This is a genomic window from Flavivirga aquimarina, from assembly GCF_030540835.1.
GTDB lineage: Bacteria > Bacteroidota > Bacteroidia > Flavobacteriales > Flavobacteriaceae > Flavivirga > Flavivirga aquimarina.
The window spans coordinates 43,069-66,338 of record NZ_JAUOEK010000142.1; the positions used below are offsets into that span (position 1 = coordinate 43,069).

Below are 23,270 nucleotides of genomic sequence, written 5' to 3' on the forward strand. Positions count from 1 at the left end.
TAATTCTTTAGTTTCGTTTTAATTTGATTTAAAATATCCTTTCATAATACCTCGATGTGAATTTTTAATAAATTGAAGGATTTCATCACGCTCTGGTGTGGCTTCCATTTCAGCTTCAATAATCTCTGAAGCTTGAGTGTTATTATAATTCTTTTGATAAAGTATTCTGAAAATATTTTGAATCTCTCTTATTTTTTCTGTTGTAAATCCGCGCCTTCTTAGTCCGACTGAATTTATACCTACGTACGATAAAGGTTCGCGAGCTGCTTTTACATATGGGGGTACATCTTTTCTAACTAGAGACCCACCGGTAACAAAAGCATGATTACCTACAGATACAAATTGATGTACAGCCGTCATTCCTGCTAAAACAACATGATCTCCTATGGTTATATGTCCGGCAAGTGTGCTATTGTTAGAAAAAATACAATTATCTCCAACCACACAATCGTGAGCTATATGGCAATATGCCATGATTAAACAATTATTTCCTATAACTGTTTTCATCCTATCGGTTGTACCTCTATTAATTGTAACACATTCTCTTATGGTTACATTATTACCAATTTCAACAGTGGTATCTTCATCATTATATTTTAAATCCTGAGGAACAGCCGAAATAACTGAACCTGGGAAAATATTGCAATTTTTACCTATACGAGCGCCTTCCATAATGGTAACATTACTGCCTATCCATGTGCCTTCACCAATTTTTACATTATTATTAATAGTTGTGAATGGTTCAATGACTACATTTTTTGCAATTTTTGCACCGGGGTGAACGTATGCTAGTGGTTGATTCATATTTTATTTAACTTTAGATATTTGGGCCATTAGTTCTGCTTCTGCACAAAGTTTTCCGTTAGAATAGGCATAACCTTGCATATGGCATATACCGCGACGAATAGGAGTAATTAACGAACATTTAAATATTAACGTATCTCCAGGTACTACTTTTTGTTTAAATTTAACATTATCCATTTTCATAAAAAAGGTCAGATAATTTTCTGGATCTGGAACAGTGTTTAGCACTAAAATACCACCCGTTTGTGCCATAGCCTCTACAATTAAAACACCCGGCATTACAGGCGCTCCAGGAAAGTGACCGGCAAAAAACTGCTCATTCATGGTCACATTCTTCATAGCGGTAACGTAATTATCTGTAAGTTCATAGACTTTATCTATTAATAAAAATGGTTGTCTATGAGGAAGCATGGCCATAATTTGAACAATATCCATTAAAGGCGGTTGGTTCAAGTCTATGGTTGGCACATTATTGCGGCGTTCGTTTTTTATCATTTTAGACATTTTTTTAGCAAACTGTGTGTTTACAAAATGCCCTGGTTTATTTGCTATTATTTTCCCGCGAATTCGAGTGCCTATAAGAGCTAAATCACCTAAAACATCCAGCAGTTTATGTCGTGCCGCTTCATTTGGATGGTGTAAAGTTAAATTATCTAAAATACCGTTAGGTTTTACTGCAATGGAGTCTTTTTTAAAGGCCGTTCTTAGTTTTTCCATGGTTTCTGGAGATAATGCCTTATCTACATAAACAATGGCATTATTTAAATCTCCGCCTTTAATTAACCCATGCTCTAAAAGCGTTTCAATTTCATGTAAGAAACTAAATGTACGAGAATTTGCAATATCTTTTTTAAAGTTTGAAATCCGATTTAAAGTGGCATTTTGTGTACCTAAAACTTTAGTGCCAAAATCTACCATAGTAGTTATTTGGTATTCTTTAGAAGGCATTACTAAAATTTCACTACCGGTTTCTTCGTCTGTATATGAAACAATATTTGTTATGACAAACTCTTCTCTAAAAGCATCAAGTTCTATAATACCGGCTTTTTCAATAGCATCCACAAAAAACTTAGAAGACCCATCCATAATAGGTGGTTCTGATGCATCCAATTCAATAATGGCATTATCAATATCCAGACCCACTAAAGCTGCAAGCACATGTTCTGAAGTTTGTATGGTTACGCCATTTTTCTCTAAACAGGTGCCTCTTTGTGTGTTGGTAACATAATTAGCATCTGCTTCGATTATCGGAGCACCTTCTAAATCAATTCGTCTAAAAGCTAATCCAGAGTTAGCACTGGCCGGTTTAAAAGTAAGCGTAACATCTTTTCCTGTATGTAATCCAACACCCGTTAAAGAAATATCTCCTTTAATGGTTTTTTGTTTTATTTCGGTATTAACTATTCCCATTTATTTTTTTCTAAGTCATTAATATTTTTCACAATTTTAGGCAAGTTTTTAAAATGCACATAAGATTTGTTATAATCTGTTATTGGTAGTGCTGGAGATCCTTGTAGAACTTCATCATCTTTCACATTTCTTGCAATTCCGGATTGTGCTTGTATTTTAACATTGTTACCAATATTAATATGTCCAGCTATACCTACTTGTCCTCCTATCATACAATTTTCGCCAACTTTAGTAGAGCCAGCTATACCAGTTTGTGCAGCGATCACAGTATTCTCGCCAATCTCTACATTATGTGCAATTTGAATTTGATTATCTAATTTAACCCCTTTTCTTATTATGGTAGACCCCATGGTGGCTCTATCGATAGTAGTACCTGCGCCAACATCTACATGGTTTTCTAAAATAACATTTCCTATCTGGGGTATTTTTTTATAACTACCATCTTGTTGTGGCGCAAAGCCAAAACCATCGGCTCCAATAATAACTCCGGAGTTTATAACGCATGTGCTTCCGATAACTGTATCTGAGTAAATTTTGGCTCCTGAAAAAATAATGGTATTCTCTCCAATTACGACATTATCTCCTATATAAGTATTTGCAAATATCTTAACATTATCTCCAATACTAACGTTTTCGCCTAAATACGAAAAAGCGCCAATATAAATGTTATCGCCATATTTTGCAGATTCTGATATAAAGGAAGGTTGTTCAATCCCTACTTTATTAAGTTTTGCCATATTGTAATACTCAAGTAATTTTGTAAAAGAAGCATAGGCGTCCTCAACTTTAATTAACGTGGTAGTAATGTCATTTTCGGGAACAAAGCTTTTATTAACTATAGTCACCGAAGCTTTTGTAGAATATATGTATTGTGTATATTTAGGATTAGATAGAAAAGTTAAGGAACTGTTAGTGCCTTCTTCTATTTTAGATAATTTTGAAACTTCTACATCCGGATCCCCTACAATATCACCTTCTAATATTTCTGCTATTTGTTGTGCTGTAAATTTCACACTGAAAAGTTTGTAGTTTTTTGTTTGATTGACGCAAAAATAGGGAAAATGTGTTAAAGTTTTTTCATGAGTAGATACTTATTGTTTTCTATTTACATGCGTAACATTTTATACAGCTCAAATCTTAATTTATACTTTGAAAAATTTGACTATACTTCTCACTTAGGATAGCATATATAATGCTTAGTTACTGGTTTTGACAATGCTTTAAGGTTAAGTTGATCTGACGCTTTAACGATATCTTCAATTTTCCCGGACTTGTGTAAAATATTTATACCTTGATGTTTTAATTGATAGGCTTGATTGGATATTTTTCCGGTAAACACAAAATATTCTGCTTCTTCCCTACTTACTTTTTGTGAGCTAATTAGATTTTGAATATGTTTTTCAAGGCTTTGTTTTTTAACGGTTTTATTCTTCAATTTAATTTTTAATAAATCTCTGTTTATTATCATTTTACTTAAATTGCTAAGTACAAAGTCATCGTGATGCTGCCATTGTTTCATGGCAGAAATAATATCGTAATCATCTAATTGAGAAAAGGTATCCAAAGTATTGTCATTAAAATTATCAAGCGTTATTTTATTCTTTAAAAAAAACAATAACGCTTGGCTTGCTTCTAACACGACTCCATTATTATGTAATTCTTTAGCTCGCTTTAATACTCTAATTAACAATTGTTCTGCCACCAATCCTGTTTTATGTAAATAAACTTGCCAATACATAAGACGTCTGGCAACAATAAACTTTTCAACGCTATAAATGCCTTTTTCCTCAACGACTAATTCATCATTTACAACATGGAGCATAGTGATTAATCGTTCACTATTTATATTACCTTCTGCTACGCCAGTGTAGAAACTATCTCTTTTTAAATAATCGGCTCTGTCCATATCCAATTGTCCAGAAATAAGCTGGCACAGAAATTTTCTATGATATTCTCCTTTAAATATTTTAATGGCAAGCGTTAAACTTCCGTTAAATTCTTTATTTAATCGTTCCATAAAAAGCAACGAAATATCTTCATGAGAAACATTATTAACAATGCTGTGCTCCATAGCATGAGAGAAAGGCCCATGACCAATATCGTGCAATAAAATAGCAGCATAAAGCCCTTTTTCTTCTTCTTTAGAAATCGTAACTCCTTTAAAACGAAGTACATTGACAGCTTGTTGCATTAAATGAACACAACCTATAGCATGATGAAATCTGGTGTGATGCGCTCCGGGGTATACCAAATAAGACATTCCCATTTGAGTAATTCTACGTAAGCGTTGAAAATATTTATGCTGAATTAAATCGAAAATAAGCGAATTTGGAATAGTAATAAATCCGTAAATTGGGTCGTTTAATATTTTAAGTTTGTTCAAACTTGAAAAGTTAATGTTTATAGACACAAATATAATTATATGAGTCTATATAAAGCCATTACAAAAACACAATTATTAAATAAATGATTACTAAAAACATTTGAATGAATACAATACAAATACTTTGGGTAGATGATGAAATTGATTTACTAAAACCACATATTTTATTTTTAGAACAACGCAATTATAATGTTACGACATGCAGGAGTGGTTCTGAAGCTATTGATATAATAGATGAGAAAAATTTTGATATTGTATTCTTAGACGAGAATATGCCCGGACTTACTGGGCTTGAAACTTTAAATGAAATAAAGGAAAAGCAAGACAACCTTCCAGTTGTTATGATTACCAAGAGTGAAGAAGAATATATTATGGAGGAAGCCATTGGTAATAAAATAGCCGATTATCTTATAAAACCGGTCAATCCAAATCAAATACTATTAAGTTTAAAGAAAAACTTAGACCATTCGCGATTAGTCTCTGAAAAAACAACATCTAATTACCAGCAAGAGTTTCGAAAAATAGCCATGGATTTATCTATGGTGAATTCTTATGAGGAATGGGTTAATTTATATCAGAAACTTATTTATTGGGAAATCCAACTTGAAGACATTGAAGACGCAGGTATGTTCGAGATTTTAGAGTCTCAAAAAAATGAAGCTAATATTCAATTTGGTAAATTTATAGAAAAAAATTATGCCGATTGGTTTCAACCAAATACGGAGTCTCCAATAATGTCTCATATGCTTTTTAAAGAAAAAGTTGCTCCGGAGATTAGTAAAGAACAACCAACTTTATTAATAGTTATAGATAATTTACGCTATGACCAATGGAAAGTTTTTGAGCCAATAATTAACAATTACTACAAGAAAGTTAAAGAAGATGCCTTTTTTAGCATCTTACCAACAGCCACCCAATACGCCCGTAATGCCATTTTCTCTGGGTTAATGCCTAGTGATATGGAAAAATTATTCCCGGAATATTGGAAAAACGATACGGATGACGGTGGTAAAAACCTGCACGAAGCAGCCTTTTTGGAAACACAAATAAAACGACTAGGCTTAACCCATTTAAATTATGATTATCACAAAATTACAAATCTAAAAAATGGCAAAAAACTAGCTGATAATTTTAAATCGCTTAAAAAAAATGATTTAACAGTTATAGTATATAATTTTGTTGACATGCTCTCGCATGCCAAAACAGAAATGGAAGTTGTTAAGGAATTAGCTTCAAACGATAAGGCATACAGGTCTTTAGCGCTGAGTTGGTTTAAAAACTCACCGCTTCTGGAAATGATACAACAGGCACAACAATTAGGATTCAAACTCATTTTAACAACAGATCACGGAACTATTAATGTTAAAAACCCTTCAAAAGTAATTGGCGATAGAGATACCAGCTTAAACCTTCGTTATAAAACTGGAAGAAGTTTAACTTATGATAATAAAGATGTATTGGTAATTAAAAATCCAAAAGAAGCTCATCTACCAACTATTAATATGAGTAGTTCTTACATTTTTGCAAAAAGCGACTTGTTTTTTGCCTACCCAAATAACTATAATCATTATGTAAGCTATTTTAGAAACACCTATCAACATGGTGGGGTTTCTCTTGAAGAAATGATTATTCCTTTTGTAGTATTTAACCCTAAATAATCTATTAAAAGCAAAAAACACCGTCAAAATGCTGTTTTTTATTGTTTTTCTAATTTTAAATGATTATAATTGTGTATAAAATTTAGTCAATTGGAGATCAGCTACTGTTTGAATGATGTTGAAAGTGTTGCAAAGCAGCTCATTAGTAATGTGAAAACCAAAACATTATTATTTTATGGAGATATGGGAGTTGGTAAAACAACACTCATAAAAACGATCGTTAAGATTTTGGGCAGTACGGATGATGTTAGTAGCCCCACATTTTCTATTGTAAATGAGTATCAATTAGATGATGATAGAATATATCATTTTGATTTATATAGAATAAATGATTTAGAAGAGGCCTTTAATTTTGGAATTGAAGATTATATAGATTCTAATAATTGGAAATTAATTGAATGGCCAGAAAAGATAACACCAATCTTAGCTGATTCTTTTGATAGAATTGATTTAGAATTAGATGCTAATAATAGAATTTTAAGATTAAATTTAGAGACAAGTAATTAACCGAATAACAGCTTATTATACGAATAAATAACAAATAAACCTCCTTTATTTTGAAGTTTTACGGGAAAACCACATTGTAAATTTAAAAAACAACTGTTTTTAACATTTTTTTAACATTTTAAGAAATACTTCAAAATAGCCTTTAGTTACATTTGGGTATATTAATTAATAAATCCCTTTAAAATGAAAACTAAAAAGTATGTGATTGCACTAGCAATCTTCGGAGGAATGTTGTTTATGGTTCAAGCTGCTGATGCTTATAACCAAAATGGAGAACAAACAGCGAAAATTGACAGAAATAAAATCAAAATACCAGGTCAAGTCCAATAAAAAAAACCTTGTTCTTGGTAGTGTAATTGCTACATTTATAGCAATTACGCCTTATTTTTTTGATTTATATGAAAGTGTTCCAAATACTAAAGTTTGGAACACTTTTTTATTTAATTATGATAGCCAATATTATGGAAGTGCTAGGGTTTTAGTTTGGACTTTGTTGAATAAAATAATTCCTTTGGTTTTAATATTTATTTGGTTTTTCACTTGTCGGCATTGGTGGTATCATACATTATTAGTACCAATTGCTATGTATTTATACCAAATTATAATCATACTGAATGACGATTTAAAGTATGTCGATAGTAATCAGGTTTTATATCTAATACCTGTAATGGCTATAGTGATTCCAACAATATATTTGCTTAGAGCAAGAATATTCAATAAGATTAATGACGCCAACAAAAGTATGCAAGAATTAGAAGATGAATTCAAACTATCACCTAAAAACTTCTGGGGGAAAATAAAAGAGTATTTTTAATTATTATTTAGTCTATCTCTTTCTTGTAACTCAATTTCTTTTTTGTTGGTATTTAACCTAAAGTTTCCAAACTTATAATTAAATCCGAATATGAGCAATCTATTTTCCATTCTCGAATTTAAAAACACGTCCTGATTTAAATATTTAGTAGTTTCTGTGAAGTTTTGTGTGTTAAAAATATCTGTAACACCGGCATTTAATGATGCTCTATTATCCCAAAATGTTTTTCTTATATTAATATCTAATCCAGATCTATTACTTATAATAGAAGGCCCATCTGCTATTGGAGAAATATATCGAAAAGAAACATCAACTGTTAAGCTTTTATCCTTTAGGAAAGATAAATAATTAATTATTTGTCCATATAGAGACCATTTATCATTAGTAGCAATTTCATTATTACTTTCTAAAGCGAAAAATTTATTTTCATAATAAAATAATGATGATAGTACATATAAATTCCAACGATTAGTTAGTCTAGTGTAGGTAGTGAAATCTAATCCGTAAGAAATACTTCTGTCAATATTGGTGTTTATATATTTTAGGATAGTGTCATCATTGTCTTGAAATACTATTTCTAATGTCGGATTATTTTCATTACGGTAATAAACCTCAAAAGTATATGTGTTTTTTAATGTATACCCAAATGTAAAAACATCATCAATTTGTGGTTTTAAATTAGGATCACCAGTTACATAAGCATTGTCATTTAAAAAGTATTTAAACGGGTTAAGCTCATTATACCTTGGTCTATAGATACGTTTATTATAATTAAAATATACTTGATTGTTATCGTTTAATTTATACAATAAATAAAACGAAGGAAACAGCTTTAGATAATTATTATTACTCATCAGATTAGTTGACAGTGAATTTCCTTTAATATTGGTGTATTCTGTTCGTATTCCTGATTTAAAGCTCCAGTGTTCCCAATCTTTTGCATAACTTAGGTATAATGCATAATTAGTTTCATCGTATAAAAAAGTATCCGAATTTTGTAAATCTTCAATTCTTTCATCATTTATAAAATTAAACTGATTTAAAATACTCTCAGAGTTAATATGAGACACCTTAGCGCCTGTTTCAAGTTGGACTGAATTGCTTATTGGTAATTCATAATCTACTTGCCCAGTATATAATTTTATGACCTGGCTTGAAAATGTTTGAAATCTATTATTCCTTATTAGTACATTATCAGGAAATCGATAATCTGTATCAACATTTTGAAAATTTGAAGCATCATAATTGGTATGATGCGTACTAACAGACAACTTCTCTCCTGCCCTTTTAAATTTATGAATATAATCTAGTGTAAATGCTAAATTAAAGGTCTCATCCACTTTGCGATTAACAGTATTAAAAGTTGAATCTAATTGACTATTTGTATCTAAAACTTCAGTTAAGGAATTTACATAAGTTTTAGTAAGTGCCCTTGGAACTATAAGCATACTTGTTGAAAAACCCAAGCTATTATTATCATTGATATCATAATCAATATTGGCATTTATATTTTGATTCTCAGTTTTTCGTATTCTTTTATAATCTGTTTCCCAACTTGAAGTGATTTGATTACTTCCGTCTATAAAATTTATAGATTCATTATTATGTCTATAATCTTTTCTAGGACTAATGCTATAGTTTACATAAGCATTAAGCTTTTTCGCTTTAAAAAAATGACTCGTTCCAAATGAATATTTAGGGAATTCCGAACCTTGCTTATAATTCCCAAAGACGCTTCCATGATAACCGGCAACAATGTTTTTACTAGTTACAATATTTAAAACTGCTCCGCCTTCCGCTTCATATTTAGCAGGTGGGTTTGTAATCACTTCAATAGATTTTACATTCGTAGCAGAGGTTCCTTCTAAAAGCTGCTGGATTTCGCTTGAAGACAAATGTACTTTTCTATCATTTATATATATAGTGGGTGTTGACTGCTTTATTGTTATAGTGCCATCATGTACCAAAACACCGGGAGTATGCTTTAAAACATCTAAAATATTGTCATTTGATAATGTGGAGTTTTCCACATTAAAAACGACACGATCTACCATACGGTTAACTGTAGGTCTTTTTGCAACTACAGTAATTCCGTCTAACTCTTCTAGGTTTTCTTCAAGTATAATAGTATCAAAGTGAATATTTCTATCAAGTTCCACTCTTGTAGAATAAGCTTTAAACCCCAAGAAACTAATCTTTAGAATATAATCGCCGGGGTTTAAGTTTTCTATTATAAAATAGCCTGCCTCATCTGTAGAGGTACCATACACGGCTTTTGAAATTCCAAGACTTGTAACAACGACATTAGCATATGCTATTGGTTTATTGTTTCCATCTTTTACATTACCATTTACTCTGAATTCTTGAGAAAAAGATACAAAAGAAAACAGGAGTATAAAATGACAAAATAAATTTTTAATCATAAATTATAGTAAAAATGCAAACTTATAAATAATTAATTTAAAACATTTTAAGAAAAAACAATAATGATTTTAGTTTTTTTCTTACACAAATGAATTTATGTATTATTTTAGTAATTATTAAAAAAATAAAAGATTTATTTTCAGTTTGTATTAACAATATAAAATTTATTTGTAATTTGATTTTTATTAACTAAGCTAACCATGTCGAAATCACTCTCGCCTTTTACCAAGCAACAACTTTTACCCCAAGAAGAAACCCTTGAAGTATTTAAGCGTAAAGGGAAATTATTTATTGGGATACCAAAAGAGACTGCTTTTCAGGAAAAACGGGTGTGTTTAACACCAGATGCTGTATTTGCTCTTGTGAGTAACGGTCATAAAGTACTACTGGAATCGGGTGCAGGAAATGGTGCTAGTTTTAGCGATAAAGATTACAGTGAAGCTGGTGCAGAAATCACAAAAGATACAGCCAAAGTATTTGCCTGCCCAATGATTCTTAAAGTTGAGCCTCCAAGTATAGAGCAAATCAAACTTATTAATCCGCAAACAATATTAATATCCGCTCTGCAGATAAAAACACAGTCGAAAAAATATTTTGAGACATTAGCATCAAAGCGGGTTACGGCCTTAGCTTTTGAGTTTATTCGTGATGCAGATGGTGCATATCCGGCTGTTAGGTCGTTAAGTGAAATTGCGGGAACAGCATCTGTATTAATAGCTTCAGAGTTATTATCTGCATCTAATGATGGTAATGGATTAATGTTTGGCAATATTAGTGGTGTACCACCTGTAAAAGTTGTTATTTTAGGAGCTGGCACAGTTGGAGAGTTTGCAGCAAGAAGTTCTATTGGACTAGGAGCAGATATAAAAGTATTTGACAATTCTATTACAAAATTGAGACAAATACAAACGAATCTTGGCAGACCATTATTTACATCTACTATAACACCAAAAAACCTAACAAAAGCTTTGAAACGATGCGATGTAGTTATAGGAGCCATACGGGGTGCAAATAGAGCACCTGTAATAGTTTCTGAGGCCATGGTACAATCTATGAAAAAAGGGTCTATCATCATAGATGTAAGTATCGATATGGGTGGTTGTTTTGAGACCAGTGAAGTAACAACCCATAAAAACCCTACATTTATTAAACACAATGTTGTTCATTATTGTGTTCCTAATATTCCTGCTAGATATTCACGTACAGCATCTGTTTCCATAAGTAATATTTTTACACCTTATCTATTAAAAATTGCCGAAGATGGCGGTATAGAAAATTCTTTGAGATTTGACAAGGGTTTAAAAAATGGATTGTATTTTTACCACGGAATTTTGACTAGTAAATCTGTGGGAGATTGGTTCGATTTAGATTTTAGCGATGTTAATTTGCTTATTTTTTAATTGATTACTACCCTCGATTTACATCACTAAATACATTAAATGAAATTTATACAGCGCGTTGGCTACTATCTTGGTGGGTTTTCTATCGGATTAATACTTTTAGCTTTCTTTTTAAATGGCAAAAAAACATCATGTAGCTATGGCCTAGATGCCAGAGTTTTAAAAAATATTAGATTAAAAAAAATTATTTACAATGACCATGTTCAATCTAATTTACAGCAAAATAATTTTGATTCAACTGCTGTAAATTATATTTTAAGAAAGGGAAACATTGACTTTTCTAAAAGTAATGCAAGACAAGAACCATGCGGTACATATCAGATTGAAGGTAACTTTGAAAAAAAAGAAATTATTCTAACTGTTGAAAATTGTGACAGCATTGCCACTATAACCAACTTAAAAATAGAATAGTTTACTATGCCTAAACGTATTTTCGATATTGTTTTGTCTATAATAGGATTACTAATTTTATCTCCATTTTTACTATTAATTGCTATTTTGATTAAATTAGATTCAAAAGGCCCCGTTCTTTTTATTCAAGGGCGTGTTGGAAAAAATAATATCGATTTCAATATTTTCAAGTTCCGTACTATGAGTGTACAATCTCAAAAAAAAGGGTTGCTCACCTTAGGTAACGATGATTCAAGGATAACCAAAGTAGGCTATTTTTTAAGACGTTATAAAATTGATGAGCTCCCTCAACTTATAAATATTTTAAAGGGTGATATGAGTTTTGTAGGGCCACGACCAGAATTAAGGTATTATGTGAATTTTTATAAAAAAGATGACATGAGAATTTTCTCTGTTAGACCGGGTATTACAGGTCTTGCCTCTTTAAAATACAGAAATGAAGTAGAACTTTTAAAAGCTGCAGAAAACCCAGAAGATTTTTTTATTAATACCATTATCCCAGATAAATTAAAATACAATAAAGAATATATTGAAAAGAGAAATTTCTTTTTTGATTTAAAACTTATATCGATTACTATAATTAAAGTTATCACAAAGTAGTTTAAGTGTATTTTTTCTGCTCTATTTGTCACTAAACATTATTATTCATATTTTGGACGTGTAATTCACCCCTTTAAATATGCATTTAAGCCAAGTGAAGTCTGAAATGAATACCTCTACTTCTAATCATATAGATCAATTATTAATTGATTCCGGGTTGTTTCCTACAAAAAAACAAAAACAAAGCCCTTCTTCAAATAACTTTGATTTTTCAAATGAAATCATTTTAATTACGGGTGCAGCTGGTTCTATAGGTAGTGAACTTACAAAACAATTGCTAACATGTAACTATAAAAAGCTTATTCTTGTTGATGTTGCAGAATCACCTCTTTATAATCTTATAAAGGATTTAGAATTTGAAGACACTAGTAAGATTAATTTTCTCATTCTAAATATCACAGAAAATCAACCGTTAAAACACCTCTTTGAAACTTATAAGCCAACACTTGTTTTTCATGCTGCAGCATATAAGCATGTCCCTTTAATGGAGAAAAATCCATATGAAGCTATTAAGCTCAATATTATGGGCACGAAATTATTAGCTGATTTATCTATAGAATACGGACTTAAAAAATTCATTTTCATTTCTACAGACAAAGCGGTGAATCCTATTAGTGTTATGGGAAAGTCAAAACTTATAGCAGAAAATTATCTTAACTCTTTATCTACTAAATCAAAAACACAATTTGCTATTACCAGATTTGGTAATATATTAGGGTCTAACGGTTCTGTTTTGCCTCTTTTTAAAAAGCAGATAGAATTAAACATGCCTCTTACTGTTACAAACAAAAGTATTTCCCGCTATTTCATTAGTAAAACTAAAGCTTGCACTTTAATATTACAAATAGCCACTTTTAACAATAAAGAAAGTAATTCGTTTACGTTTAATATGGGTGAACCTATTAAAATAATTGATCTAGCAGAAAGATTAGCAACTCTATACAAAACTTTTGGTAAAAAAATCAAAATCAAAATTATTGGCATACGCCCAGGAGAAAAACTTCATGAAGATATCGTTTCAAAGAATGAAATATTGATTCCAACCGAAAATAAAAACATTTTGTTAATTAAGCAAAAAAATAATTTGGAAACAAAAGAGATTGATTTTTCTAATTTGGAACTCATCACACCTAGCACATCAAATTCTGAAATGAGGTCTGTTTTAGAGGCATACGTTTAAATTATAACGTTTTTCTACGTTTCTTTTCTTTAGTAAGTAGTGCTAACTCTCTACCAGTTTGCCCAGCAACAGAAGTATTTTCTTCTGCTCTTCGAATTAAATAAGGCATAACATCTTTTACAGGCCCAAATGGGATATACTTAGCTACATTATAACCTTTATTTGCCAAGTTAAAACTAATATGGTCACTCATACCATATAGTTGACCAAACCAAATACGTTTGTCATCATTTTTTAAATTTTTATCGGCCATTAATTGCATTAGTAAATAGGAACTGCTCTCATTATGTGTTCCTGCAAATAAAGATATATCATCTAAATTATCAATTATATAATGTAAGCCTTTATCAAAGTTTTCATCTGTAGCTAATTTGCTTGTACAAATTGGGGATACATACCCTTTTTCCTCTGCTCTATCGTTTTCTTTTTCTAGGTAAGCACCACGAACCAATTTATAGCCAAGAAAATAATGACCTTTTTTTGCTTTTAGATGTTCACTCTTTAAAAAATCCAATCTATCGTGCCTATACATTTGCAATGTATTATATACAATAGGTTTTTCTGTATTATACTTTTGCATCATTCTTGTTATTAAAGCATCTGCTGCATCTTGCATCCAACTTTCTTCAGAATCAATTAAAACTGCAATATCATTTTCTTTAGCCTTTTTACAAACTATATCAAATCTATTTACAACATTTGCCCACTCTTCCTGCTCGTTTTGAGTAAGTTCTTCCCCATCACCAATTTTTTCATATAAGTGTAATCTACCAAAACCTGTTGGTTTAAAAACAGCAATTGGAATAGCATCCAGATCCTTAGCAAAATCAATAATTTTGAGCACAGTTTTCATGGCTGCATCAAATTCTTTTTCACTCTCTTTTCCTTCTACAGAATAATCTAAAACCGAACTCACTCCTTTTAAAAACATTTTATCAATCACCGGTAAGCAATCTTCTTCATTTATACCACCACAAAAATGATCAAATACTGTAGAACGAATCAGGCCTTCGATAGGTAAATTAGCCTTAAGAGCAAAGTTTGTAGCTGCTGTACCAATTTTGACTAAAGGTTCGATAGATATCATTTTAAATAAAAAAAAAGCACGTTCTAATTCAGAATCATTCTTTAATGAGAATGCGATTTCTGTGTTGTTAAATATTTGTTCCATATTCATACAAAAAAATTGTGTAAATATAATTATATCTATATTATCATTTTATATAAAATCTCCTTAATTTCACCAACTTTAAAACAATAATTATTTTATGGATTCTATTACCACAAATGATTGCGAAATTCATTTTAATAATGCTTGCTACAAAGCTATAAACAAGCATGTTAAGCAAAATAATTTTTCCAAAATTTTTATTTTGGTTGATGAAAATACGCATCAATATTGTTTGCCATATTTCTTAGAGAAGTTAGAAACAAATATCGTTGTTGAAATTATTGAAATTGAATCAGGAGAAGTTAATAAAACAATAGATACTTGTGTTGGCGTTTGGAATACACTTTCTGATTTAAATGCAGATAGAAAAAGTTTACTTATAAATATAGGAGGTGGTGTTATTACAGACTTAGGAGGGTTTGTGGCATGCACTTTTAAAAGAGGTATTGCTTATATTAATATACCAACTACCCTACTCTCGATGGTTGATGCTTCTGTTGGAGGAAAAACAGGTGTTGATTTAGGGCATTTAAAAAATCAAATAGGTGTTATTGATAATCCAAACTTAGTATTAATTGACACCACATTCCTTAATACTTTACCACAAAACCAAATGCGTTCCGGTTTAGCAGAAATGTTAAAACATGGTTTAATAAGTGATGAAATATATTGGGATAAGTTTAAAGATTTGTCAAAATTAACTTTGGACGATCTCGATGTTTTAATTTATGAATCTGTATTGATTAAAAAAAATGTTGTTGAAAACGATCCGCTTGAAGATAATTTACGCAAAACTTTGAATTTTGGTCATACGCTTGGCCACGCTATAGAATCTTATTTTTTAAGTAACCCTAATAAAACGACATTATTACATGGCGAAGCTATTATAGTTGGTATGATTTTAGCTTGTTATATTTCTACTGAATTAACTGGTTTCCCTAAGCAAACAACGATAGATATTAAAGATTTATTCATTAATTATTATGGCAAAGTAACTATTGAGGAGGAGGATTATCCAGCCATAATAGAATTATTAAAATATGATAAGAAGAATAATCACGGTAATATTAACTTTGTGCTTTTAGAATCTATTGGAACTCCTAAAATAGATTGTTTAGTTGATGACAAAATAATAATTGATGCTTTTCATTTTTATGATAACCAATAGTTAGTTTTTTTTGTCTTAATATTTTTCATTACTATATAAATGCTTCATTTTTTTTCTAAGAAACTATTTTTAAAAGATTTATTGGAAGATTTTGTAGATATACATAATCACATTCTTCCTGGTATTGATGATGGCGCTAAGAATATTGAAGAGTCTTTATATTTAGTAAAAAAAATGAACGAATTAGGTATAAAACAATTTATACCTACACCGCATATTATGCAGGAGTTTTACCCTAACACGTATGATACTATTGGAAATGCTTATCAAATTTTATTAGGCGCTTTAAACCCTAAATTATTTAATAATATCACATTGAATCCAGCTGCAGAATATATGCTCGACAGTCATTTTGAAAGTCTATTAGAAAGAAGAGGTTTATTTACTTTAAAAAAAGATTATGTGCTCATTGAAATGTCATATTTTCAAGCACCTCTAAATTTAGAAAGCATTCTTTTTAAAATTAAAACAAAGGGCTATTTACCTGTTTTAGCACACCCTGAACGTTATACTTTTTATCATAAAAACCTAAGTTATTATAAAAGACTCAAACAATTAGGATGCTTTTTTCAGCTTAACATGCTTTCGTTAAGTGATCATTATGGAAAAAACGTTGAAAAGACGGCTAGTTATTTGATTGAAAAACAATTAATTGATTTTATTGGTACAGATATTCATAATGAAAGACATATAGATAAGCTATCTAATCTCATACTAAATAAAAAAGCAACGGAATATCTAAAACAAATAATTGAAAACACTAACCGAACATTTTCGGTAATTTAAGATTTTCTAAAAAAACCTTTCTTTTTCGGGGCTCCGTAGTAACCATATTTTGCTCCATATCCAAAGTTAGATTGCTTTACATCATTTACGACAAGCATCATACCATTAAGTTTCTTTTCTGCATGTAATTCCTTAGCAAAATTCAATATACGTTTTTCGGTATAATCAGCTCTTGTTAAATAAATGGTATGTCCTGCATATTCACTTATCAATAAAGTATCTGTAACAAGCATAGAAGGCGCTGTATCAACGATAACATAGTCATACTGTTGAGAAACAGAATCAAACAAATCTTTTACCCTGTCATTCATTAATAATTCAGCAGGGTTTGGAGGTACTTTTCCAGAAAGTAAAATATCAATGTTTATTCCATTAATATCGTATGTATTAATAGTTTCTCCAACTATTATAGACTTATCAACTAAAAATTCGGTAAATCCAATTTTTGAAAGATCTCTTTCTTTTTTGTTTTTAATTGCAGTATAAATTTGAGGGTTTCTAATATCTGCCCCAAGAAGCAAAACTCTTTTGCCGGTATTAGCAAGTGTAAGAGCCATATTTAAGCTAAAAAAAGATTTACCTTCTCCATTAATTGTCGATGTTACGAAAATAATATTTTCGTAGTTTTTCACATCTCTACCTCGTTTTACATAATCGAAATTTGTTCTTATAATTCTAAACGACTCCGATAAAATAGACCTATCATTTCTTTCTATTAAAGGTTTTTCATTTCCTTTTACTCTTGGAACTTCTCCTAAAACGGTTAGATTTCTAATTTCTTTCTCTAAATCTTCTCTGTTGTGGATTTTTGTATCTAATAAATTTTTTACATATAAGAAAGAGAAAGGAACTATTAGACCTAAGAATAAGGCACCAATATATACCAATTGTTTATTTGGAGACACTGGATTTCCGACTCCATAAGCAGCATCAATAATTTTCAAATTAGGAGAAGTAGCCGTTAGAGATATTGCCGCTTCTTCTCTTTTCTCTAATAAATATAAGTACAAAGATTCTTTAATCCCTTGCTTCCTTTCTATAGATCTAAGTCTACTTTGTTGCCCAGGAACTGAAAAAATTTTTAAATTAATTTTTTTAGATTGTTCTTGTAAGCTATTTATTCTTATCCCAATAGATTTTTTTGAATTATTTATACTATTTGAAATATTATTCTTTAAATCTCTTAAAGTTTGGTCCAATTCTAGGACTATTGGGTTTTTAGCTCCAGCACTTTTTAATAAACGGTCTCTATTATTCACTAATTCATTATACCTTGTTGAAAGAGCACTAATTGACCCATCCGACCCTCCTAAATTAGATGGAATTAAATTAAAATCCCCATCACCCGCAAATAAAGATTCTATATAGCTTAATTGCCTTAATTCTCCCATAGCTTCATCTAGTTGTTGCTCATTAAGTAAGCTAGAACTCAAAAATTGCCCAGCCTCAGAAGTAACATCAGTAACTTTATTACCTGTTTTAAATCGAACAATACTATCATCAACATTTACTAAATCAGAAGCAATTAATTCTACTCTTTGATCTATAAAATCTACTGTAGCTCTTGATCGAATATTCTTTTTTTCAATAGTAGATTCGTTATATGTTTGTATTAGAGTATTTATAATATTTACTGCTTTATCTTCAACAGGGTCTTGAAAACTTAAAGTAAGTACTTTAGATGATTTAGAAGTTGGGGCTATATTAATTCTACTTCTTACAGAACTCGCTACATGCTCAACAGGAGATACGACAACTCTAATAGTTGTGCCTATTAAATTTTTAAGATTATACTTGGGAGTTACAACTACCCCTCCAAATGTAGTAGAAATATTTTTTCCGAAACTTACTTTTTTAGGAAAATCTTCTTCATTTCTACGGTAATTAAAATCTTTATCTGATGTAATTTCTATAAAAAAGTTATAATACGTCTTATCAATTATAGAATCAGAAGCTATTAAGTTTATTTGTATTGGAGAATTTTTGTATAATTCTGTTTCATTTACCCTACCTTTTGTAAAATATTGAATATTTAAATTTAGTTTTTTAACAATATTCTGCATAAAGTTTCTAGAGGTGATTACTTGTATTTCATCTTCTATCTCTGCTGCCTCATTTTTAGAGAATATCGATAAATCTTTTAATGCATTTGCTCCAGAAGTATTATCATCTTCTTCTAACACCATTATTTTTGCATAAGCAGCATATAAAGGGGTGGAGTATCTTAAATTTAGATATGCTAAAGCCAAGCACACAACTAAACTTAATAAGAACCATTTCCAATGTTTTGAGTAGATGCTAATACTTTTTTTGATATCAAACTTCGCAGAATCGGCTTCAGTCGGTATATTGTTTGGATTTAATATCATAAAATTAATTTCTTGTTACAAATATAAGAGCTGTTGTTAAAAGGAAAGAAGTAATCGTAATGATTGTATTAACCCTTGAATCTCCTGATGCTAGACTTATAGCTGAATTATTAGGTTCAACGTAAACATAATCATTTTGTGTTAAATAATAAACTGGAGAATTGAAAACTTCTTTATTCGTTAAGTCAATTCTTGTATACGTTTTAGTACCATTAAAATCTCTAACTACCAATATATTATCTCTTCTCCCTTTTATAGTTAAATCTCCTGCCATACCAAGAGCTTCTAATATAGAGATTCTTTCTCCAGAAACTGGATAAACTCCTGGATCACGAACCTCACCAGCAACAGTTACCCTAAAATTGAGAACTCTAAAAATTACTACAGGGTCTTTTAATAACTGCCCCTCATCAAATTTTTTCTTGAATAGTGCTTTTGCCTGTTCAACAGTAAGTCCAAGTAGTTTTATTTTACCTAAAACTGGATAATCTATATTTCCATCAACATCAATTAAATAATCCACTAACAAGCCTTGACCACCAGTAGACTTAACCAAATTGTATGGCTTAGTAACTGTTTCATCTAAGGTAGAAATGTAAATACTAACTATATCCCCTACTTTTAATTTAGCTTTAAAAGTATCAGTATCTACAATAGTTTCAAAACTTTTAGCATTCTGAAAATAAACGACATCGTGTTTAGTTGCACATGAAGTCAAAAACATACTAATTATTGCTCCAGCAATTAATAGTTTACTCTTTATAAGTGATTTGTTCATTTGCTCATTTCTAAATTATTTGGGGAAAATAGCGAAATAAAAACTACTACTATAGATTTCCATAATTTTTATCAGTTCTATCTTCTGACATTTCTTTAACTTTTTTATAAATTTGGACTCTTTTATCAAATCGCTCGTAATCAGAATTGTTAGATTTGTATTCTGGAATTAAGCGTTTCATTTTCATAACAATATTGTTGTTTTGGAAACGATTCGTAATACAAAGTTCTTCTATTTCCGCTTTAATTTTGACATAATCCAACTCTCTAGTTTTGCTAATAAGTATCTTTTTATGATATGTAGACAATGTGTTTTCGCCATTTGCTAATAGCTCTTCATACAATTTTTCTCCAGGTCGTAATCCTGTAATTTTAATATCAATATCTTCTGGGAACCTTAGACCGGAAAGCTTTATCATATTTTTAGCAAGATCATAAATTTTAACAGATTCTCCCATGTCAAATATAAAAATCTCGCCGCCTTTACCCATCGTTCCGGCTTCTAATACTAGTTGAGAAGCTTCAGGAATCGTCATAAAATACCTCGTAATATCTTTGTGTGTTAAAGTAAGGGGTTTATTATTTTCAATCTGTTTTTTGAACAATGGAATAACTGATCCATTTGACCCAAGTACATTACCAAATCTTGTAGTTATAAATTTTGTCTTGCTTTCTTTTTGAAGACAGCTAATATACATTTCTGCCATTCGTTTTGTAGCTCCCATAACACTCGTTGGGTTTACAGCTTTGTCTGTAGATACAAAAACGAACTTTTTAACATTATAACGAGATGCTGTATCTGCTAAAAGCTTAGTCCCATTTACATTAATTTTAATAGCTTCGTATGGAGATTGCTCCATTAAAGGAACATGCTTATAGGCCGCAGCATGAAACACCATAGTTGGTTTATGATTTTGAAAAATAGTATCGACTCTCAAGCCATCTCTTATATCTGCTACAATAGCCGTAAAGTTATGCTTACCGCTTTGTTTTAAATCCTGCTGTACATCATAAAGTGCAGATTCAGCCTGATCAATCAAAATTAATTTCTTTACGTCGAAATCGGAAAGCTGTTTAACCAACTCACTACCAATAGAACCAGCTGCTCCAGTAACTATGATGGTCTCTCCTGTAAATTCATTTATTAAATTAGGATTATTTATTTCGATAGGAGGTCTACCTAATAAATCTTCTATTTGTACTTGTTTGATTTGTTTGACATTCAATTCTCCATTAATCCAACTTTCAATAGGAGGTATTTTAGTTATCTTTATATTAAGGTCTACTAAATCAATTAGGTTTTCCTTTTTAATATTTTTAGAAGCAATAATTAATTCATCTATTTGATTTGATTCGATATAGTTATTATTGATTCTTTCTTTTGAAAAAATAGAAATACCATTTATAGATTTCCCTCTCTTCCTTAAATTATCATCAATAAATCCGACTACTTGAAATTTTGTATTAACATTACTTATTAAAGCATTATATGTTACTATTCCTGAGTCTCCTGCACCATAAATTAAAACTCTTTTTGATGACATTAATTTACATTTCAAGTATTTATAAGTCATTTTAAAAAGTAACCTACTTGCACTAAGTACAACAAAACTCAACAAAGCATGCATTACTACAATAGATAAAGGTATTGTGAATTCAGGAAGTATCTCAAACGTTCTATTAACAAACACGACAGTCATGCATATTAATGATATAACACTAACAGATTTAAATAAATTCACAACATCTGTAAACCCAGTATGTCTAATAACACTTTTAAAAGACCCAATTAATAAAAAGCTAAAAGCAGCCACTACAGTTAAAAAGGGCAATTGGATTAAAAACTGTTTTAAATCGAAATTTAATGTAAAATTAAACCTAATCAAATATGCCATGAAAAATGTAGACAAAATGATTGCCAGATCAATAGCTAAAACCAGCCATTTTGAAGCATATTTCTGAGAGAAATAGGTAAAGTAGTTATATATCATAAGCTAGGGGTTTTTAAAATATTATTTAAAACTCTATCTAAATCTTCTTGACTTAAATTAGAGCCACTTGGCAAACAAAGGCCTTTGTCAAAAAGATCTTCTGAAGTACCATTAGTAAAATGCAGGCAATCTTTAAAGATTGCCTGCATATGCATTGGTTTCCATAATGGTCTAGATTCAATATCATCTTTCAATAACTTGAGTCTTATTTGTTCACGAGTCTCAAAAGAATCAGTTTTTATACAAGTAATCCATCTATTTGAAAAGAAACCCTGAGGTTCTTGCAAAAATTCAATAGTATTAAATTGTGATAAATTCTTCTTATAAAAGTCGAAATTTTGCCTTCTAGCTTTAACTCTGTCATCAATCACTTCCATTTGCCCTCTACCTATACCTGCTAAAACATTGCTCATTCTATAATTGAAGCCAATTGAAGAATGCTCATAATGAGGCGCATTGTCTCTTGCTTGAGTTGATAGAAAAACAGCTTTTTCTTTTAAGTTTTGCGTACTAGTAATTAGAGCTCCTCCACCAGAAGTGGTTATTATTTTATTTCCATTAAATGACAATATTCCAATATCAGAAAGTGTTGCACAAGGTTGACCAAAATATGTACTTCCCAGAGCTTCTGCACTATCCTCTATTACTGGAATTTCATATTTTTTGGCAATTATATTAATCTCTTTAGCTTTATATGGCATACCATATAAGTGCACTGCTATAATAGCTTTTGGTTTTTTATATTTTTCAATCCTGTCCTTAATTGCTATTTCTAGTAATTCAGGAGACATATTCCAAGTGTCAGACTCACTATCAATAAAAACAGGAGTAGCTCCTTGATATATTATAGGGTTCGCTGAAGCAGAAAAAGTAAAACTCTGACATAAAACTTCATCGCCTTTCGATACGTTAAGCAGTTGTAAAGCTAAGTGAATTGAAGCCGTACCAGAACTTAATGCTGCAACATATTTATTATCTCCTAAATATTTTTTTAAATCATTTTCAAAGCCATCAACATGAGGCCCTAATGGAGCAATCCAATTAGTGCTAAAAGCATCAGCCACAAACTTCTGCTCTGTCCCTCCCATATGAGGTGATGATAAATATATTTTAGTTTTGGTCAACATTCATAAAAGCTTTATAATTTCAGTTTATCGCATAAAATCCCTGCACAACTTTTTTGTTATGCTATTAATTACATATTTCACTTGGATTCCTACCCTCTTTGCGTTCATAAAACAAAATTAATTCCCTACTTATTAGCATAAATTAAATTAGTATTAATTGATTATAAAATATTTATTATTACCTAACTTTCAACAGATTAAATAATGAGAGAATTTGAAAATATTTTATTTCATACATTATTAATACAATTAAATCAACATTGCTATTAATCAATTCAATTTGTGTTTTA

20 protein-coding genes are annotated in these 23,270 nt (G+C 30.4%); 10 read left to right on the forward strand and 10 right to left on the reverse strand.

Annotated elements, in window-relative coordinates; genetic code table 11:
• Positions 1–18: 18 nt before the first annotated feature.
• The 4 genes from lpxA to Q4Q35_RS14910 all read right to left on the reverse strand — a co-directional run bounded on the left by lpxA (position 19) and on the right by Q4Q35_RS14910 (position 4,597).
• Entirely contained in the window at positions 19–804 is a 786-nt protein-coding gene (gene lpxA / locus Q4Q35_RS14895; protein WP_303278794.1) for an acyl-ACP--UDP-N-acetylglucosamine O-acyltransferase, read from the reverse strand.
• Between the two features lie 3 nt (positions 805–807).
• Positions 808–2,214 (reverse strand): bifunctional UDP-3-O-[3-hydroxymyristoyl] N-acetylglucosamine deacetylase/3-hydroxyacyl-ACP dehydratase, encoded by a 1,407-nt coding sequence (locus Q4Q35_RS14900; RefSeq protein WP_303278795.1) that lies wholly within the window; start codon positions 2,212–2,214, stop codon positions 808–810.
• Complete coding sequence (lpxD, locus tag Q4Q35_RS14905) at positions 2,205–3,227, reverse strand: UDP-3-O-(3-hydroxymyristoyl)glucosamine N-acyltransferase (protein ID WP_303278796.1); 1,023 nt, start codon at positions 3,225–3,227, stop codon at positions 2,205–2,207. The genes Q4Q35_RS14900 and lpxD overlap by 10 nt, the downstream gene beginning before the upstream one ends.
• A gap of 158 nt (positions 3,228–3,385) precedes the next feature.
• On the reverse strand, positions 3,386–4,597 hold the full coding sequence (locus Q4Q35_RS14910; RefSeq protein ID WP_303278797.1) for an HD domain-containing protein: 1,212 nt from the start codon (positions 4,595–4,597) through the stop codon (positions 3,386–3,388).
• 104 nt (positions 4,598–4,701) lie between these two features.
• Between Q4Q35_RS14910 and porX the strand changes: the two genes are divergently transcribed.
• The 4 genes from porX to Q4Q35_RS14930 all read left to right on the forward strand — a co-directional run bounded on the left by porX (position 4,702) and on the right by Q4Q35_RS14930 (position 7,576).
• Complete coding sequence (gene porX, locus Q4Q35_RS14915; protein ID WP_303278798.1) at positions 4,702–6,255, forward strand: T9SS response regulator signal transducer PorX; 1,554 nt, start codon at positions 4,702–4,704, stop codon at positions 6,253–6,255.
• Positions 6,256–6,324: 69 nt separating this feature from the next.
• Entirely contained in the window at positions 6,325–6,762 is a 438-nt protein-coding gene (gene tsaE, locus Q4Q35_RS14920; protein ID WP_303278799.1) for a tRNA (adenosine(37)-N6)-threonylcarbamoyltransferase complex ATPase subunit type 1 TsaE, read from the forward strand.
• A gap of 183 nt (positions 6,763–6,945) precedes the next feature.
• Positions 6,946–7,092 (forward strand): hypothetical protein, encoded by a 147-nt coding sequence (locus Q4Q35_RS14925; RefSeq protein ID WP_303278800.1) that lies wholly within the window; start codon positions 6,946–6,948, stop codon positions 7,090–7,092.
• A complete protein-coding gene (locus tag Q4Q35_RS14930; RefSeq protein ID WP_303278801.1) occupies positions 7,052–7,576 on the forward strand; it encodes a hypothetical protein in 525 nt (174 codons plus the stop codon). The genes Q4Q35_RS14925 and Q4Q35_RS14930 overlap by 41 nt, the downstream gene beginning before the upstream one ends.
• Here the strand turns inward: Q4Q35_RS14930 and Q4Q35_RS14935 are convergent.
• Complete coding sequence (locus Q4Q35_RS14935; RefSeq protein WP_303278802.1) at positions 7,573–9,999, reverse strand: TonB-dependent receptor domain-containing protein; 2,427 nt, start codon at positions 9,997–9,999, stop codon at positions 7,573–7,575. The two genes, Q4Q35_RS14930 and Q4Q35_RS14935, sit on opposite strands and share 4 nt — an antisense overlap.
• Before the next feature lie 201 nt (positions 10,000–10,200).
• Between Q4Q35_RS14935 and Q4Q35_RS14940 the strand changes: the two genes are divergently transcribed.
• The 4 genes from Q4Q35_RS14940 (at position 10,201) to Q4Q35_RS14955 (ending at position 13,591) form a co-directional block, all read left to right on the forward strand.
• Complete coding sequence (locus tag Q4Q35_RS14940; RefSeq protein WP_303278803.1) at positions 10,201–11,400, forward strand: alanine dehydrogenase; 1,200 nt, start codon at positions 10,201–10,203, stop codon at positions 11,398–11,400.
• Positions 11,401–11,439: 39 nt separating this feature from the next.
• On the forward strand, positions 11,440–11,811 hold the full coding sequence (locus Q4Q35_RS14945) for a hypothetical protein (protein ID WP_303278804.1): 372 nt from the start codon (positions 11,440–11,442) through the stop codon (positions 11,809–11,811).
• A gap of 6 nt (positions 11,812–11,817) precedes the next feature.
• The gene (locus tag Q4Q35_RS14950; RefSeq protein WP_303278805.1) at positions 11,818–12,411 is read left to right on the forward strand and encodes a sugar transferase; all 594 of its coding nucleotides are present in this window, start codon (positions 11,818–11,820) and stop codon (positions 12,409–12,411) included.
• 79 nt (positions 12,412–12,490) lie between these two features.
• Positions 12,491–13,591: a polysaccharide biosynthesis protein gene (locus tag Q4Q35_RS14955; RefSeq protein ID WP_303278806.1), complete on the forward strand. Its 1,101-nt coding sequence runs from the start codon at positions 12,491–12,493 to the stop codon at positions 13,589–13,591.
• Position 13,592: 1 nt separating this feature from the next.
• Here Q4Q35_RS14955 and Q4Q35_RS14960 read toward each other — a convergent pair whose 3' ends face one another.
• Complete coding sequence (locus tag Q4Q35_RS14960; RefSeq protein WP_303278807.1) at positions 13,593–14,762, reverse strand: proline dehydrogenase family protein; 1,170 nt, start codon at positions 14,760–14,762, stop codon at positions 13,593–13,595.
• Positions 14,763–14,859: 97 nt separating this feature from the next.
• On the opposite strand from Q4Q35_RS14960, the gene aroB reads away from it, so the two are divergent.
• The gene (gene aroB, locus Q4Q35_RS14965) at positions 14,860–15,930 is read left to right on the forward strand and encodes a 3-dehydroquinate synthase (protein ID WP_303278808.1); all 1,071 of its coding nucleotides are present in this window, start codon (positions 14,860–14,862) and stop codon (positions 15,928–15,930) included.
• 39 nt (positions 15,931–15,969) lie between these two features.
• Complete coding sequence (locus Q4Q35_RS14970) at positions 15,970–16,716, forward strand: tyrosine-protein phosphatase (protein WP_303278809.1); 747 nt, start codon at positions 15,970–15,972, stop codon at positions 16,714–16,716.
• Here Q4Q35_RS14970 and Q4Q35_RS14975 read toward each other — a convergent pair.
• Genes Q4Q35_RS14975 through Q4Q35_RS14990 form a run of 4 tightly spaced genes read right to left on the reverse strand, consistent with a single transcriptional unit; the run spans position 16,713 to position 22,980 of the window.
• On the reverse strand, positions 16,713–19,085 hold the full coding sequence (locus Q4Q35_RS14975; RefSeq protein WP_303278810.1) for a GumC family protein: 2,373 nt from the start codon (positions 19,083–19,085) through the stop codon (positions 16,713–16,715). The two genes, Q4Q35_RS14970 and Q4Q35_RS14975, sit on opposite strands and share 4 nt — an antisense overlap.
• A 4-nt stretch (positions 19,086–19,089) precedes the next feature.
• Positions 19,090–19,863, reverse strand: a complete 774-nt coding sequence (locus Q4Q35_RS14980; RefSeq protein WP_303278811.1) for a polysaccharide biosynthesis/export family protein — start codon at positions 19,861–19,863, stop codon at positions 19,090–19,092.
• 49 nt (positions 19,864–19,912) lie between these two features.
• The gene (locus Q4Q35_RS14985; protein ID WP_303278812.1) at positions 19,913–21,853 is read right to left on the reverse strand and encodes a polysaccharide biosynthesis protein; all 1,941 of its coding nucleotides are present in this window, start codon (positions 21,851–21,853) and stop codon (positions 19,913–19,915) included.
• Positions 21,850–22,980, reverse strand: a complete 1,131-nt coding sequence (locus Q4Q35_RS14990; protein ID WP_303278813.1) for a DegT/DnrJ/EryC1/StrS family aminotransferase — start codon at positions 22,978–22,980, stop codon at positions 21,850–21,852. Before Q4Q35_RS14990 ends, Q4Q35_RS14985 begins: the two co-directional genes overlap by 4 nt.
• Between the last annotated feature and the right edge of the window lie 290 nt (positions 22,981–23,270).